The organism is Wolbachia endosymbiont of Drosophila pseudotakahashii (genome assembly GCF_026015925.1).
GTDB classification, from domain to species: domain Bacteria; phylum Pseudomonadota; class Alphaproteobacteria; order Rickettsiales; family Anaplasmataceae; genus Wolbachia; species Wolbachia pipientis.
Genome location: NZ_CP110359.1, coordinates 575453 through 592195, shown reverse-complemented (window position 1 = coordinate 592195; position 16743 = coordinate 575453). Strand labels below are relative to the sequence as shown.

The window sequence follows — 16743 nt, the reverse complement described above, 5'->3', positions numbered from 1 at the left end:
TTTTTTTTATATAGTTTATGAAAGATCAAACGAGCCTTACAACGGATTTTACGCATGCTATAGAAAATGACGACTTTAAACGGTTGGAGGAATATATTGATCAACATATTGATAAATATAATGTTAATCGTGAACTTTTAGATAAGTTGCCTTTGCTGTCCTGGGCTGCCTGTAAAAATAGTGTAAATGTAGCTCAACTTCTTCTTAGTATTGGTGCTGATATTGACATTAGATGTGACCAAAATTGGACACCTCTACACTATGCTGTTAGTGCAGGTCAATACGATATGGTTAGATTTCTTGTTGATCAAGGTGCCAGCATTTTAGCTAAGGATAATAATGTTAAGACACCTTTACGCATAGTAAATGAGCTTGGTAACACAGAAGTAGCAAACTTTTTGAGAGCAAAGCTAGATAAATATTTATTTTCTGCTATAGAAAGAAAAGATATTAGAAAGGTTAGTGATTTTCTTGATGGAGGTGCTAATATTGAGGCTAAAGGTATAAACAATCAAACGCCTTTGTGTGTAGCTTCTTGTAAGGGTAATTTGTATGTCCTTAAACTTCTTCTCAGTAGAAATGCTAAGGTTAACGTTCAAGATGATAGTAGAAAAACACCTTTACATTATGCTGCTAGGGAAGGTCATTCAGATGTAGCTGAACTTCTTCTTGGCCGTGGTACTATGATTGATGCTGAAGACTGTTTTAGTATGGCTCCTCTACACTATGCTGCTTACCACAATAGAAAAAATATGGTTAGCTTTCTTATAAAACAAGATGCCAAAATTGAGGCCGTGGATAAAGAAGCTAAAACACCTTTACATTATGCTGCTGGGAAAGGTCATTTAGATGTAGCTGAACTTCTTCTTGACCGTGGTGCTATAATTGATGCTGAAGACCGTTTTGGTATGGCTCCTCTACACTATGCTGCTTGCTACAATAGAGAGGATGTGGTTAGCTTTCTTATAAGCCGAGATGCTAAAGTTGAGGCCATGGATGAAGAAGATAAAACACCTTTACATTATGCTGCTGGGGAAGGTCATTTAGATGCAGCTAAACTTCTTCTTGACCATGATTCTATAATTAATGCTAAAGACCGTTTGGGTATAGCTCCTCTACACTATGCTGCTTACTACAATAGAGAGGGTATGGTTAGCTTTCTTATAAGCCAAGGTGCTAAAGTTGAGGCCATGGATGAAAAAGCTAGAACACCTTTACATTATGCTGCTAGGGAAGGTCATTTAGGTGTAGCTAAACTTCTTCTTGAATGTGATGCTATAATTGATGCTAAGGACTGTTATGATCGGGATCCTTTATATTATGCTGATTCGTATAATAAATTAGATGTAGTTAGACTGCTTGAAGGTAGGAATGGTGTGAACACTTGTAACCCTCTTACTAATTTTTTAAGTGCATGTATCCATTCCCCTATTGCTCGTTACTTCGGAAGTGTTTGCGTAGAAGGAGCGCCAATTTTATACAGAAGGCAACGTGCCTCTGCGATTGATCACAATGCTTTGGAAGGTAGTTTGCGACTCTTCAGTATCTGTAAAGGAGGAAGAGAAGGTATAGATAAAACACGTTTCAATAAAGAGATTAGTTATCTACATGAAAATGCTTATTTGTATGATGTTTTACTGTTACAAGATGAGGAAAATCAAAACACACTTTTGCATGTGGTTATTAAAGAAAATCAGGTTGATCTTGTAAAAGAACTTTTGTGTATTCTTAAGGAGCCATATCGTTCGAATAAGGTGTATGAGTGCAAGTATTTTGAAGGTAAGCAAGAAAATGAAAAGCCGCTTTCTAAAGTTATTAATTCTAAGGATAGAGATGGAAAAGATGCAATTACTCTGGCTATTGAAGGTAATGACCCAGAATGTATTTCGGCTCTTTTCAAGTATTTAATTTATGAAAATATTAACAGAAGGAAAGATGTTAAAAGCGATTACACACCTCTACATGAAGCTGTGCGTTCTAGAAGTAGTAACGCAATTAGTGCGCTTCTAAAATCAGAGCATGTAAACGTTGAGCTCATAGATGGAAGATCTTATAGAGCATGGAAATATGTTAATAATGAAGAAACAAAACAATTGTTTATTAGGTACTATAGTGATAGAATTGATAATTTGCGTAAAGAATTAGCACATTGCAATAAAAAATTAGCGCAAGTTGAGTATTTCCTGTGCAGAACAAAACTTGCTTTTGTATGCTCTGCAGCTTTTGGCTCTTGTCTTAATATGTATAAAAATTTTCATGATGCAGGAAGTGGAGATATGCCAGGTGTTACCATTCGTCCTCTCTTGTTGTTATTTCCTAGTGCTACAGGTCTAATAGTGTTTTGTAATCATTTTATCGATTTAATACTTTCAAAGTATAAAGAAGAAAGTGTTAGCTTGCAAAAAAAATTGGACAGTTTTAGAGAAGCAAGAGATAAGTTGGAAAATAAATTACTTCATTTTCAAGAAGGTACATCTCAGGGTATTAGAACGAATTCAATTCCTACGCAACTATCTGATTATGATGACGTACCTGGAACATTAGAATCACCTACTTCTATAAAGAGCTTTGAAAGCTCAGCAAAGGTATGTTCAGAACCTGTCTAAGGGATTAAGTAGCTAATTTAGTAAGCATAGAAATCATGTTAAAGAAGATATTGGTTTTTGAAGTAAGAGGAGAAAGCTCATAATCTTTGCTCATATGTCTAAATTGGAGAGCCAAGCAAAAGTTTGTTCCACAATAGAGATGTTCAAAAAAGTGTGTCAAATCAAAAAGAAAGTAATAAATTGATATAAAAAGGTGAAATAGAAAACCACTTATTGGCTGAAAGTGAAGAAAATAATAGAAAAAATGGGAGAAATGCAAAGGCTTTACGTACAAGTGCAGATTTATTTGAACTTTTAACACCAAGAGATAGAGAAGGAACCCCAAATAGTCAAAAAAAGGCAAACAAACTTACATCCAGGGCTTGAAACGAAGATTTTAAGCACATTTGCAATACCAATCGATTTCCAAAAAAATCTTCTCATGCTAGCTAGTTTTTATTGCTGAAAGTGGTTGTATTATTTAGGTTCTTAGTAATATTTAATATTAAATTAATAGTAATTCATTAAAAATTTTCATCAAAAATTATTTCAAAAAAATTTTAAATTAGGGGTTGACAAGTTTTAAAAGTGGAGTACTATTCCTGAAATACATTAGATTACTAATTTTTTATGGTATGTAAGTGTGTGATGGCTAAGGTAATTTTACGTTTGTGAGTGGGCTATGTTATGTGAAGGCATTCCAGAATTCTTGTTTGAGGGAAGATGGTCCTTTCTGTGTTGCTTGAGGAAAAAAAAAAGCTCAGGGTAAGAGTGGCTTGTTATAGTGTGATTGCTTAGTTAAGTTAGGTAAGTTTTTATAAATGTGGAGGGACAAATGACTTTAAACAATGATGATTTATTAGTTAGTGCTGCAGGAGTAGGACGCCTTAGTGACGTTAGAGAACTTCTTGAGAAAGGGGCTAATATTGAAGCTAGAGATAGTGATGGTTACACATCTTTGCATAGGGCTGCTGAAGGAGGTCATTTAGAGATAATTAGATTTCTTATAGATAAGGGGGCCAACATTGGAGCTAAAAATAAGGATGGTAAAAACCCTTTAGATGTAGCAAATGACCTTGGTAAAACAGAAGTAGTAAACTTTTTAGGACCAAAGCAAAGTGAGTATGATAGACTTTTATTTGCTGCTGTAGAAAGTGGGAATGTTAGTGAAGTTACAAATCTTCTCAATATTGGAGCTAACATCGAAGCTAGAGGTGCAAAAAATGAAACGCCTTTATGTGCAGCTTCTCGTATAAACAAATTGGATGTACTTGAACTTCTCCTCAGTAGAAATGCTAATGTTAACGTTCAAGACGATGATCGAAGAACACCTTTACATCACGCTGCTTACCTTGGTAAGGGAGTTGAACTCATCCTTGATAAAGGTGCTAATATTGAAGCCAAGGACATAAACGATTGGACGCCTTTGCACTATGCTGCTTGGGGAGGTCAATCAGATACAGTTAAAACGCTTGTAAATAAGTGGGCTAACATTGGAGCTAAAAATAAGGATGGTGGAAAACCTTTAGATGTAGCAAATACCTCTCGTCAGTCAGAAGTAGTAAACTTTTTAGGACCAAAGCAAAGTGAGTATGATAGACTTTTATTTGCTGCTGTAGAAAGTGGGAATGTTAGTGAAGTTACAAATCTTCTCAATATTGGAGCTAGTATTGAAGTTAAAGGTGTAGAAAATGCGGAGTTTAGGTTAGCCCGTTATGTAAAAAGAATTATGGAGATGAGTAATTACCATAATGTTCATTCGGAAAAAAATCTGAGCTTGAAAGGATAAAAGGAGAATTACCAGAGTCAGTAAAGAATGCAGTATTTTCATCGGAGGTATGTATTAAAAGTGTTTACTATAGTAATGAGTATTTATATCCTGCTAGTGATTAGCTTAGCCATGATAGGGATAGAAGGAGAGTATTTACTTGGAGGCCAGGGGGCAAAGATAGTTCATGTCAATGGAAATTTGAACCTGAAGGTAACAACATATATATAAAAAGCACTTATTTTAATGAGTATTTATATCCTGCTGGTAATGGTCTTAGCCATGATAGGGATAGAAGGAGAGTATTTACTTGGAGGCCAGGGGGCAAAGATAGTTCATGTCAATGGAAATTTGAACCTGAAGGTAACAACATATATATAAAAAGCACTTATTTTAATGAGTATTTATATCCTGCTAGTGATTATCTTAGCCATGATAGGGATAGAAGGAGAGTATTTACTTGGAGGCCAGGGGCAAAGATAGTCCATGTCAATGGAAAATTGAGGATTGTGGATCTACTCGCAAGAAGCGTGATGTACAATATAGTATTACAAAAGAAGCTAAGTGTGATCTATCTTATGATAATGCATCAGACAATTCATCGCAAAGTGACGAAATAGGCTATAACAAAATAGGAGCTACAAGCGGAGCAAGTAAGCCGTCTTCATGGATAGATGCTGTTAAAGGTGTTTTTCAGTTTATCTCTTCCCCTTTAAGGGCTGCGTTGCCTTCATTTTCAGAAAATAGCTCTAGCCGTTCTGGTACAGCAGGAAGTAGCTCCAATCATTCTGATACAGTAAGAAACCCAAATATCCAATATACTAGCCAATTTAGTCGTGAAGTTTGTGCGAGTAATAATGCTAGCTTGATGTTTTTCTTGTTACAAGCTTTTCTAGATAAAAAGTGTCCTCTTCCTAAGTTTTCTGATGTTAATCCTGTAAAGGCTCTTTTTTACACATCGGATATTATAAAGTCGTTCAAGGAAGTATTAGAGAAGCAAGCTGAATCGAAAGGTGGTATAAAAATGCACCGCTTAGATATTAATTTTGAGAAATTATTTGAGAAGATTAATGAAAAAATTAGGAGTGGTGAATTTAATGAAATTTCAGGGATTTTAAAATCATACGCAGAGGAAGCATTGCCTGGTAGAGAACCAGGAGATCCCGGTAGATTAAGTCCGAAAAAGTTTGATAAGTTTATGGCTGAATTTAATAGAAGAATAGACCCAGTAATAAATTAATTAATGCAACAAATGTTAAGCAGATTAGAAGTGAGTGACGTAAAAGAACAACAAATAAGCTTGGAGCCTAAAAGTTATCTAAATAATACTTCTGTTCAATGTCATTTAACTCAAGCTAGAGGTCAAGGTAAAGTATTAATTCCTTAATTTTTGAATTTCATCTATCGAAAGGCCGGTAATTTCAGCGATAACATCAATAGAGACACCGGCCTTAAGTGAATTTTTAGCCACTGCTATTTTAGCCTGTTTTTCGCCCTTTTCTTCGCCAATTTGAATACCTTCCTCTCTGCCTTTTTCATGTCCAATTAGGATGCCTTCCTCTCTACCTTCTTCTTTACCTTCCTCTCTAGCATCATCAAGTTTTTGAGCGAGGACAGCCTGTTCATCAAGAATACGTTTTATTTCCTGTTCATAGGCAATAAATTCTTTTTCTGACCAGTTAAATCTATTTAGCTCTTCATAGGCCTTTTTAATTATTACATCACTACCTATTATTTTTTCCAGCTCTTCTTCACTAGTTTCGTCTGCATATCGAAAAAAATAAACCCATTTTTCAACTATATTTTCCAACTGATCTTCCTTATTATTTGGAAATTTTGGCAACTCAATAAATATAAAATAGAAATCTTTTAGATCATGCTCATTAGTGTCTTCATCTCGAATAGTATGCTTTGATTTGTACTCAGATTTATTAGGAAACAGTACACAATCTGCTATAGCAATGAAGATAATTTCCTTAAGGTTATGATACTGGTCACCTTTATCAGCTTGCCTTGAGTAAGCTTTAGCAGCATAGTATTGGGCACGTTTTTCAAATCCTTTTGTTTTAGCGACCTGCATCTCGCAAATGTATTGAGCACCTGTAGAATCCCTACAGAGAACATCAACAATACTTTGCTTTTTAGCGGCGATATCAGGGTCTTGAATAGTACTTAAAAACTCTATATCCTTTATTTCATTTTTACCAGTAAAGCCAAGAATATCATTGAGGAAGTGAATAAGGATATCTTTATTTTTTTCAGTACCGAAGATACGCTTGAAAGAGTAAGAGTTCAATGGACTAAGATATTTACCCATCGAACCCTCCTCTAGGAACCGTACGTGAAAGTTTCCCTTCATACGGCTCGAGCCACCTTAAGTCCTTTTCTTTAGAAACGGCAACAGTTTTTATCGAATATTTGGACATATCAAATTCCTTCTTAGAACTAACATTAATCATACCTTACCATTTTTGCAAAGAGAAGAGTTTTTTTGATTGACGTTCTTTAAAGTAAGCATACCACTCTTTATCATAGGGGTTAGCTACTGCTCTAATTTTCTTATGGCGGCGAATTGGTACACTTGTCGCTTGGAAGAGTTCTTTCCATTCAATTATGTTTTTATTCTTAGCCAGTACTGCAAAACACCATTTTCGAGACTCCTTGACTTTAAAGTATTTACCTTTAATCCAACGTAATCCTTTATTAGGATGTCTGCGTTTTGACCAGTGCCATAAGGCTTTGAAGATCTCATGGTCCACTTTTTCGTAAGCTTTTCTCGCACATATTCCTTGATGGTAATTGGCCCATCCTCGAATTTGAGGTGTAAGCATATCAATTACTTTTTCTTGGGTTTCTGCGTTCTTCTTGCGAATTAGGTACCGGATGCGCTTCAGAAGTCTGTTTACACTTTTTTCTGAAGGTTTGATGATTAGTTTTGTTTTGTACTTGCGTACTGTCTGACCGAGAAAATCGAATCCCTGTTCTATGTGTGTGATCTTTGTCTTTCCTGCCGATAAAGATAGCCCTCTTTGGCTCAGGAAGTCCTCTACAAGCCGTTTGACTTTAGTCTCTAGAGTTTCTTTCGATTTTCCAGTTACTATAAAATCATCCGCATAGCGGATCATGTGTACACCATATTTCTTGCGTTTTTTGGTTCCCTTTTTTCCGAAATGTTTATTGAAAACATCATCAAGACCGTCGAGAGTTAAATTAGCAAGTACAGGAGATATAATTCCACCTTGTGGAGTTCCTGCTATTGTGGGATGTAGCATTCGTCTTTCTACGAATCCAGACCTTAACCATTTATTTAGGATACTCTTTTCCATTGGAATTGAGTTTTTCAACCAGTGGTGGTCTATTTCATCGAAACACTTCTTAATATCCTCCTCTAAAATCCATTGCGGAGCATCACGTCTTGCCAATGTTATGAAAATTTGACTTACCGCATCTGCTGCTGAACGATGCACCCTGAATCCATATGAGTGAGTGTCTCCTATTGTTTCTGCAACAGGGTCCAAGCCCATAAGGTATAAGGCTTGTATCGCACGATCTTTTATAGTTGGAATACTAATCGGCCGCTTGCCGCCCTCAGGCTTGATTAGATAAATGCGTCTCATAGGTTGAGAGCGATATCCACGTCGCTTTAGGCTAGCAATTCCTTGAGATTTAGCTGAAGGACTTTGCCACAACTGATTATCAACACCAGCCGTGTATTTTCCTTTGTTCGAAGTTACGCGTTTCACTGCTAATGCTTTAGCACTAAAACTACGTGTGAGAAGATGTTGTAAAGTTTTCACTTTATTCCATCTCCCATCTTTTGTTGCCTGAACAATACGAGCTTGTAGCTTCCTGGTTTTTTTCTTACATTGAGACCAATTAATTTGGTTCCAGTGCTCGGCAGTACCGAAAGGTGCACTTACAATTTTACCTGTAACCATCTGCTTTCCTCTCTTTAAAAGTTTTACAAACAATCTTGTCCAAGATGACCATTGTGGACGTCAGTTCTCTTTCGAGCCAGGTAACGTTAAACCTGTATCACATCCATTACAGATGAGCGTTCACTTTTTCCACACTCCCAATCCCACATACCCATAAGCCTTTCTCACGATCGACCTTACTGAATATCCAATATTGGTACTCAGAGATATATGGGGTTTCCTTGTTCCACCTATTAAACAACAACGGGTTAGGATTGATCTCTACACCGGTGACCTTGATGTTTGCGTATCAAATGCGTTCAGTTTGATAACCAGTCTACTTACCTTTTGGTTCAAGCCTATCAGTGTCTTTGGCTTGTTCGACGTAACGATGCTTAGGATCATTTGCTTGCGCTATCCATACCATTAACCCTAGCCCCCGTGCCAACTCGACACTTATAGCATTGTTCTTTCTTCGCAGACCGAACTTCTCCTTTTCAGGCGGGTTCATTGTCCTAAACGCTTTGCACAAAGCATTACTGCTTTTGTACAGTCTAGTAGGGTACGAGCGGCAAAACACTCGGTTTAGTCAGGGTGACCTGCGAAACAATTTAATAAGCGACTTTTCACGTCGCACAAACGATACATCATTTTTGGGATCAAGAAACTTAGAAAAAGTCATAAGAAATCAACCTAAAAAGCATTAATAATTATACACAATTCTGAAGAAATATTCAACGTTTTTATATTGGGTTTTGTTTTTTTAAGCTTCGAGAAAAAAATGACCTTCAGAGGTGGGCTTAGAATGGCATTCTTTGCTTTAGATGTCCTACACTCCTTTCATCTACCGATTACCTCTACCTACCGCCTTTACCTTTGCTAAGGTCAGAAACACGACTAGCTTCAGGACCTTCTAAACTCGACTGTGGCAGGTCACCAAAATTACTGGAATCACTAACACCAAGCGATATAGGTGCTTCTACTAATCCATACCCTCCTCCTACTCTGTGATATCCTAATTCTAGATAAGTACGTAGTAATGGATCAATTTGTTCTCTATTTTGAATGTATGCTTGCAATTGCACATCTTGAAATCCCGGATCATTCCTGAATAATTGTGAAATGCCCACTCTCATGTTCTGAAAGTAATTTCTATCTCTGTTTGGGTGGCCTCTTCCAAGAAAATCACGCATAATATTTACAACATTCTGAACTTGTTCTCCAGGATTTTCGTTTAGAACTCGATTAATCTCACTAGCATTTTCTAATGCCCATAAACCACAATTCCAACCATCTGTTTGCTGACTAACAGAAACATTATTAATCCTGATATTATTTCCTAAGTTATTTTGAATGATATCAGTAATACCACCTGGAACAGCAGTAGCAGTTGAATCAGCATAGTACCCAACATAGTTCCCATTTTGACGTTCAATCACTAGTGTAACCCAATGAGTATTATTTAAAGTAATGATTAAAGTTAAACGCTGTTGTTCTTCATTTTCCTTAAATTGATTTAATACTCTAACAATGTGCTCGTTACCGTCATTCCTTGCCAAATTAGCTACTTCAAAAGTGTGATTACCTTCAGTACGAAGCTGATATCGCAATCTTCCAGCGTGAGCTATATCAATTTGTTGAAGCCAGTAATCATAATGTCCATTTCTCGTCGCAAATTCTAGCGTAAGTAGATCATTTACTTCTATCCCTTGATTTCTAAGAATATCTCTTATTTGTCTTCTTATCTCTTGTGCTGTAGGAATGGAATTATCACCTCTCCTTATTCTTGACTTTAATGTTTCTATTACCTGTGCTCTAGTACCTTGCAAGTAACTAAATGGAACGTGCAGATTATCATCTATATCAAGCAAAAAAATCGAGTTCTGTCCTGGTTTTCTTTCCGTGTAAAAGCGCCTGAAATTTTCACGAGTCTGATCTGATAATAGACCCTCTGGTGGATTTTCATCAATAACACTTTCAGGTCCCACTAATACTCCTGGTCTTGAGTCACGACCACCACGATCAAGTCTATGTACATATTCTTCTCTTCCTATTCCTTCTGGAATAGATATAAGACCTTCTACTCTCCCTGCACCTGCATTAAATATAAGAGGAAATAAAACCACCTCATTTCCAGAAGTAATAAGCAAATATCCTCTTTGCTTGTTCATAAGTTCTTTTATTCGATCTTTTGCGTTATTCTCCTTTTGTGCTACTTCTTCTGCATTATTAGCAAATCCTAATACATATACAATCGGATGAGTATCTGGAGCATTCTCCGTAGATTGTCTTAATAATAAAAGGTCTAATCTCTGTTCTGTAATTCTTGTGAGTATTGCCCTTTCTCCTTCTTCTTCCTGACCCCTTTTCAAACTATATGTTTGACCAACTTTATACATAGCAAGCACTTTATAAGGATTATCACTAGCATAAAATGTACCATGTAGTATAGAACGAAACTTATCCTCATTATTAACATTTATTGCGTCCCTAAGTGGCATCAATGCTCCAGAGATCTCTTGAAATAGTTCTCTATGCTGACCTACATTTTTCCAGCCATCATTCATAACCCTTTCTGAAATACCATGTACATTTTCAGCATTAGGTACTTGTACAAGATCACCATCAAGAAAATTATTTGCATTATTATTTTGGTAATCGTGATATAAACCAAGGTCATTTGGTTGATCAATATCTAGCTCAAATTGGTCATTAAGTGTGCATGAAACTTCCCATACATGAACATTATTTCCATTAATATTAAGATTTTCTAAATTGATTGCTCCTTGTTGTTGTGCATCGTGAGCTCTAATATGCAGTATAACTATATCAGAACCTTCAGCATGAAAGACCATAGTTAAACATCTTAAACCCTCATCACCATGTCTAAATATGTATTTTGTTATAGGTGCTTCGTCTTCTTCTTCTAGTTCTAAAGGGTGCCTATCAAAAGCACTACTTCCAAAAGTAAAACCAGTTATACAATCAAATACTCTGTTATAATTATCTGCATTTCTTGGTATTTCACCAGGAAGATGTTGAAGCAAGAAATCTCTAATATTCTCTCCAACCTCTTCATCTTCTATATACTCAAACAATCTTTGTACTAAAGGAAATCTATCCTGTTGAAGCCCTACTGTATCAACACTAAAAGGATCTAGATTTAAATTAAAATTTAATCCAACACAGACAGTATTTCTTGATTCAGTATGGATAGGTATAAATGAAAAAACATGCAATCTTTCAGCGTGACTTCTGGCGCGGTTTAATGCGATATTGGACGGTGCCCTTGTAGCAAAATTGACAACAATAGGAACATTTTCTCTTTCTGCTTGATGACGTACAAGAAATGCAACATGTGAGTTTCTAGGAGATAAGTCAAGATCGATGCCTATTGTGTAGCGATGACTAAAATTTGCTAAAAACCCTAGTAAAAACCCGTGACTCTCAAACTTTTGATAGCGATTTTCAATATTATCTCCCAGCACTTGTCTGTAATTATTATAGATGCGAGTTATATATCTAAAAATTACTGTGCTATTGTCTCGTAAAGTTCGTACAACTCCACTTCTTAACATTTCCGCAAAGTTATCAATTCTTTGTTGACCTGGTACAACTTGCACAAAATTGACAAGCCTATCAAGTTCGTCTTGCCGGTATTGGCTAAGTTGTCTTCTCTCTATTTCCTTAATTGTTAATAACCCGTGATTTCTGAAGAGTTGCCTTAAGAAATGAATCTCAGATGCTGAATATCTGGCAAATTTATCTCTACCCCTAAAATCCTTTTCACGAATCACCTCGAATACTGTTGCAATTGCCTCTCCCTGACTCTTGCCCTTTCCATGCATGCATACTTTGTATTGCTCAAAATTTAGGTCTTCTTCCCTTAAATTTGGATTTTGCCGTCTAATCTCTTGCACTAGAGCATTTCTCTCCCTTGTACTGAACCTTAACCCATCACTATTAGGACGATCAGAAATACTGTAACATCTGACAACTTGCTGTCCGTCACGATAAACAGCGACTTTTAGGTTCCCTGTATTTCTATTTCTACCACCTGTATCAATACCATGATTATCAAAACGAAAATAGACTCTCTCATTTGCTTTTAAGATATTAGCATCATGTGCAGTAGCAAACATACTAAAAAAGAATACAGGAAGGAAACGACCTGCACTTACATGATACAAAAAAGATGGACATTGATCTAAAAAAGATTCAAATCCTTGTCTGAATCCTTCAAGATCTCCATCCACCAAACTCCTAATAAATCCATCACCATTACTCATACAAAATACCCCTTATTTACTACGACCAGAAACACCAAGAGTTCATAAGTGGATTACTTATTACCACTAAGCGTAAAGACGCTTTTTTTCTTATAAGAAGAAACACCACTTACACTAGGAGTTCCAAGCTCAGACTGTGGACCATCACCTACAGGTGGTAAAATTGTTTTCTCTAACTCAGAGAATAATTCTTCCGCAAACAGACCGTAATCTATATTTACTCTTTTACCTTCTCTACCACATAATCTAAGGTCTTCTATCATCACTTCTTTGAAGGACTCAAACTTTTCAGGAAAGCGATCCTTAGCAAATAACATTATCTCTAATATTTCTTTTTTTTCATCAGACTTACGACCAGATCGTTCCCAATTAACCACTAACCCTGCAAGTGCATTTTCTATAGGAACTTGGAAGTTAGAAGTATCGACAGCAGCCTCCTTGTGTTTATAAAAGCGACCACATCTCCACATTTCCATAATAAGAGATCTTGCTTGAGCATTTAACTCAGGATTGTCTAACATCACATTTGAAAGTGAGGAAAGAAGAAGTTTATATTCTTCATATGAGAATATTTTCTCTGAATGATCTCCACGTTCTGAAACTCCTTTATAACACCAGCACTGTACTAAATCATGAACCGTATCAAAAAAACATGACTCTATTAATTCAGCAAGAAGAGCATATACTCCCTGATCTTTCTGCGATAATTTCTGTAAAAGAGTATCTTTATCGACTATCTTATTTACACAAAAATCTAAAATAGGGGCGTCTTTCTCAAAAGATTGAGGACGAGAAAGAGCAAGAATAGCTTCTGTGAGCTTCTTTTCCTTATCTTCTTCTTTTAAATGATTATAAAAATACTCTACCCCTTCACTCCACTTAAGTTTTACAGCACTATCAAAACCTTCTGACGCGTTACTTGGTTGCTTTAATCCCCCAGATTCTCTATCGATCCAGAAATCAAACACAGGACCTTTCCTCTTTATGCTATCTAGTAACGAGTTTCGTACGTATTTGCCAATTTCAGTTTCAGTTTTACCATCAAATGCACCAGGAGGAAAATTGTTCCTATAAGATTCAAATCTTTTTTGAAAGAGTGGATGAATTTTATCTACTACACAGTAACTACAAGCCATCTCATATTTGCGAAGTCGATTATCTATTCCACCTATTTTCTCTTCAGTAAACCTTTGACCTAAAGCAGCATTATCCAACCTTACACCTGACCAGCAACCTTCATCTTGGAATACATTGTGCAAAAACTTCAACTTATCACCCTTAAAGTATTTTATGTGCTCCATAAAGTTATCTTGAAGGACTCCCACCCATCTCTTGATAGCTGACTTCCTCCCGGCAGCAACTGTCGGATCTGGATGTTTAATAGCTTCCTGTAATTTTTTGGACATCGTAGCCCGAAGCTCTTTCTGTGTTGGCATTAACCCCTCCTATTAAGTATTTATATAAAAAAAGCATTGTACAGATATTAGAATGGATTGCAATATTAAAATTACTAGAATAGAGGGTTTAATAAAAAAAACGTTATGGCTAAAACTTCTTTTCTTGAATTTTCTCAATATAATCAACAGAAAACCCTGTTATTTCAGCAATAACATCAATAGAAACACCCGCCTTGAGTGAATTTTTAGCCACAGCTATTTTAGCCTGTTTTTTGCCCTCTGCCCTGCCTTCTTCTCTACCTTTTTCAGTAGCATCATCAAGTTTTTGAGCGAGGACAGCCTGTTCATCAAGAATACGTTTTATTTCCTGTTCATAGGCAATAAATTTTTTTTCTGACCAGTTGAATCTATTTAGCTCTTCATAGGCCTTTTTAATTATTACATCACTACCTATTATTTTTTCCAGCTCTTCCTCACTAGTCTCATCTGCATATTTAAAGAAGTAGATCCATTTTTCAACTATATTTGAAAGCTGATCCTCTTTAGTTTTTGGAAATTTTGGCAATTCAATAAATATGAAGTAAAAATCTTTTAGATCGTGTTCATTAGTATCTTCATCCCGAATAGTATGCTTTGATTTATACTCAGACTTGTCCGGAAACAGGATACAATCTGCTATAGCAATAAAGATAATTTCCTTAAGGTTATGATACTGGTCACCTTTATCAGCTTGCCTTGAGTAAGCTTTAGCAGCATAGTATTGGGCACGTTTTTCAAATCCTTTTGTTTTAGCGACCTGGTCAGGTAAGGAAGCAGTATTACTACTACTCCCTCCCTTAGAAACGCAGCATGCAGGTTTCCCCACACTACGCTTGAGCCCCTTATCTAAGTTCTTCTTTTCTCGAACCGGCTTGTCTTTCATAAATCCTCAGAATACATCAACTTTAGTGGTGACACTAACAGTAGAGAACCTTCTCTTGAAAAGGAGCTTGCTAACATTCTTGTTCGTTTCACTCTCTCATCAAAATACTTTTTCCATTTTAAGTCAAGTGGATTTGCATCCGCCCTGATTTTAACATGACGTCTAATAGGAATGTCGCTTAGTTTGAGTAAGCTCATAAACCTTATTTCCTTTGGTTTGTTCTTGCATACAGAAGTAGCAAAGACCCATTGACGATGATTCATTACTTTAAAGTAACGATTTTTTATCCAACGTAATCCTTTACGGGGATGTCTTGTCTTTGCCCATTTCCATAAACTATGCCAAATTTCATTGTCTATCTTGCTGAACGCTTTTTTAGCACACACATGACGGTAGTAGTTTTCCCATCCTCTTAATAAAGGGTTGAGTGATTTAATTACTACAGCTTGTGAACTGCCTATATTTGCTTTTATTAATGCACGCACTTTTTTAAGAAATCTCTTAATACTTTCCTTCGAAGGCGTAATAAATAATTTCTTACTATATCTACGCACATTACAGCCAAGAAAGTCGAACCCTTTTGTAATAAATGTAATCTTTGTCTTTTTTTCTGACAGAGCTAGACCTCTTTCACGAAGAAAGGATGATACCATAGGCTTGACTTCATCTTCCAGTAACTCATGTGTGAAACCTGAAATAATAAAGTCGTCTGCGTACCTGATTAAATTTACTCCACTTCTGATTTTGTCTCTTCTTTTGCTACCTAATTTACCAAAGCGACTTTCTAATAACCGTTCAAGACCATCTAAGGTAAAATTAGCTAGTATTGGAGAAATTATACCTCCTTGCGGAGTGCCAGCAGTTGTGGGATACAAGGTTTTTGACTCTAGGAAACCAGCCTTTAACCAACTGTGGAGAATTTTTTTCTCCATAGGAATATGCTTCATAAGCCATTCATGGTTAATGTTGTTAAAGCACCCTTTGATATCGCCTTCTAATATCCATTGTGGTCGATTGCGCCTTGCCAATAATAAGTGACAAGCCTTAATAGCATCTGCGCAGGATCTTTTGGGCCTAAAGCCGTAGGAGTGACGATCACTGATTGTTTCAGATATCGGTTCCAGAGCAAACAAATACAATGCTTGCATAGCTCTATCTTTTATCGTGGGTATTCCAAGAGGTCTTCTTTTGCCATTAGATTTATTGATATAAATTCGTTTTAGCGGGGAAGGTTTATATCCTCTTTGCTTTAACTGCTTTATTCCTTGAATTTTAGCATTGCAAGTTAACCACAGTTGACGATCTACACCTGCCGTGTTTTTCCGTGGTTTTCATTTACTCTTTTAACAGCTAAAGCTTTGCTACTAAAGGAGCGTGTGAGAAGATGTTGTAAAGCTTTCACCTTACCCCATCTTCCTTGTTGGACAGCCTTAACAATACGTCTTTGTAGCCTCATAACAACTTTTTGGCATTTCTTCCGGAGTAACTGGTTCCATGCTTCGGAGTTGTTGGTAGGTGCACTTACAGTTGTACTTGTAATCATCTGCTTTCCTACCTTAAGTGGTTAACAAAGTTTCTTGTCATGAGGGACCAAATGGAAGTCTGCTCGTTTTCACGCGAATTAATGTTACAAATTCTATCCATTTCGTTACAAAATGGCATTCGCTTTCTCCATTATCCTTTACCTGCACATCCATCAGCATTCCTTGCGGGTTGCCTGCCATATAGGCGAAAATACAGGCTTACCCTGTTCCTTCTATCATACAACAGTGGGTTAGGTGGCTTCTCTATACCGGTGATTTGCGTACATCCAGAAATGAAAAATGTCACATTACCTTTTGGTCGGAGCTTATCAGCATCTTTAG

At 36.5% G+C, this 16743-nt stretch carries 12 protein-coding genes and 1 pseudogene; 5 read left to right on the top strand and 8 right to left on the bottom strand.

Translation table 11 applies throughout. The features are described 5' to 3' along the window. Positions 1–17: 17 nt before the first annotated feature. The 5 genes and pseudogenes from ONI09_RS03115 to ONI09_RS03095 all read left to right on the top strand — a co-directional run bounded on the left by ONI09_RS03115 (position 18) and on the right by ONI09_RS03095 (position 5740). Positions 18–2606: an ankyrin repeat domain-containing protein gene (locus ONI09_RS03115; RefSeq protein WP_265014382.1), complete on the top strand. Its 2589-nt coding sequence runs from the start codon at positions 18–20 to the stop codon at positions 2604–2606. Positions 2607–2795: 189 nt separating this feature from the next. After that, positions 2796–2997: pseudogene (locus tag ONI09_RS03110) on the top strand (IS256 family transposase); the annotation flags it as partial. A 423-nt stretch (positions 2998–3420) separates the two neighbouring features. Beyond that, the gene (locus tag ONI09_RS03105) at positions 3421–4374 is read left to right on the top strand and encodes an ankyrin repeat domain-containing protein (protein WP_265014381.1); all 954 of its coding nucleotides are present in this window, start codon (positions 3421–3423) and stop codon (positions 4372–4374) included. A gap of 439 nt (positions 4375–4813) precedes the next feature. Further along, the gene (locus tag ONI09_RS03100) at positions 4814–5593 is read left to right on the top strand and encodes a hypothetical protein (protein ID WP_265014380.1); all 780 of its coding nucleotides are present in this window, start codon (positions 4814–4816) and stop codon (positions 5591–5593) included. A 3-nt stretch (positions 5594–5596) separates the two neighbouring features. Then, entirely contained in the window at positions 5597–5740 is a 144-nt protein-coding gene (locus ONI09_RS03095; protein WP_259365958.1) for a hypothetical protein, read from the top strand. Here ONI09_RS03095 and ONI09_RS03090 read toward each other — a convergent pair. From ONI09_RS03090 to ONI09_RS03055, 8 genes are all read right to left on the bottom strand, one after another. Beyond that, on the bottom strand, positions 5729–6670 hold the full coding sequence (locus ONI09_RS03090) for an Rpn family recombination-promoting nuclease/putative transposase (protein WP_265013825.1): 942 nt from the start codon (positions 6668–6670) through the stop codon (positions 5729–5731). The genes ONI09_RS03095 and ONI09_RS03090 overlap by 12 nt on opposite strands. A 145-nt stretch (positions 6671–6815) precedes the next feature. After that, entirely contained in the window at positions 6816–8291 is a 1476-nt protein-coding gene (gene ltrA / locus ONI09_RS03085; RefSeq protein WP_265013824.1) for a group II intron reverse transcriptase/maturase, read from the bottom strand. Positions 8292–9127: 836 nt separating this feature from the next. Then, positions 9128–12559 (bottom strand): cytoplasmic incompatibility factor CifB, encoded by a 3432-nt coding sequence (locus ONI09_RS03080; protein ID WP_320109952.1) that lies wholly within the window; start codon positions 12557–12559, stop codon positions 9128–9130. Between the two features lie 53 nt (positions 12560–12612). Then, entirely contained in the window at positions 12613–13995 is a 1383-nt protein-coding gene (locus tag ONI09_RS03075) for a cytoplasmic incompatibility factor CifA (protein WP_265014379.1), read from the bottom strand. A gap of 109 nt (positions 13996–14104) precedes the next feature. Continuing rightward, positions 14105–14878, bottom strand: coding sequence for an Rpn family recombination-promoting nuclease/putative transposase (locus ONI09_RS03070; RefSeq protein ID WP_265014378.1), 774 nt, complete (start codon positions 14876–14878; stop codon positions 14105–14107). After that, positions 14875–16140: a group II intron reverse transcriptase/maturase gene (gene ltrA / locus ONI09_RS03065; protein WP_265014414.1), complete on the bottom strand. Its 1266-nt coding sequence runs from the start codon at positions 16138–16140 to the stop codon at positions 14875–14877. The genes ONI09_RS03070 and ltrA (ONI09_RS03065) overlap by 4 nt, the downstream gene beginning before the upstream one ends. A gap of 41 nt (positions 16141–16181) precedes the next feature. Then, positions 16182–16421: a reverse transcriptase N-terminal domain-containing protein gene (locus ONI09_RS03060; RefSeq protein ID WP_265014352.1), complete on the bottom strand. Its 240-nt coding sequence runs from the start codon at positions 16419–16421 to the stop codon at positions 16182–16184. Between the two features lie 37 nt (positions 16422–16458). Then, on the bottom strand, positions 16459–16602 hold the full coding sequence (locus ONI09_RS03055; RefSeq protein WP_173862902.1) for a hypothetical protein: 144 nt from the start codon (positions 16600–16602) through the stop codon (positions 16459–16461). Positions 16603–16743 lie beyond the last annotated feature (141 nt).

Excerpts from the sequence above, each read along its gene's own strand:
- ONI09_RS03115 (WP_265014382.1), top strand. The coding sequence starts at position 18 with ATGAAAGATCAAACGAGCCTTACAACGGATTTTACGCATGCTATAGAA.
- ONI09_RS03105 (WP_265014381.1), top strand. The coding sequence starts at position 3,421 with ATGACTTTAAACAATGATGATTTATTAGTTAGTGCTGCAGGAGTAGGA.
- ONI09_RS03095 (WP_259365958.1), top strand. The coding sequence starts at position 5,597 with ATGCAACAAATGTTAAGCAGATTAGAAGTGAGTGACGTAAAAGAACAA.
- ONI09_RS03090 (WP_265013825.1), bottom strand. The coding sequence starts at position 6,670 with ATGGGTAAATATCTTAGTCCATTGAACTCTTACTCTTTCAAGCGTATC.
- ltrA (WP_265013824.1), bottom strand. The coding sequence starts at position 8,291 with ATGGTTACAGGTAAAATTGTAAGTGCACCTTTCGGTACTGCCGAGCAC.
- ONI09_RS03080 (WP_320109952.1), bottom strand. The coding sequence starts at position 12,559 with ATGAGTAATGGTGATGGATTTATTAGGAGTTTGGTGGATGGAGATCTT.
- ONI09_RS03075 (WP_265014379.1), bottom strand. The coding sequence starts at position 13,995 with ATGCCAACACAGAAAGAGCTTCGGGCTACGATGTCCAAAAAATTACAG.
- ONI09_RS03070 (WP_265014378.1), bottom strand. The coding sequence starts at position 14,878 with ATGAAAGACAAGCCGGTTCGAGAAAAGAAGAACTTAGATAAGGGGCTC.
- ONI09_RS03060 (WP_265014352.1), bottom strand. The coding sequence starts at position 16,421 with ATGATTACAAGTACAACTGTAAGTGCACCTACCAACAACTCCGAAGCA.
- ONI09_RS03055 (WP_173862902.1), bottom strand. The coding sequence starts at position 16,602 with ATGGCAGGCAACCCGCAAGGAATGCTGATGGATGTGCAGGTAAAGGAT.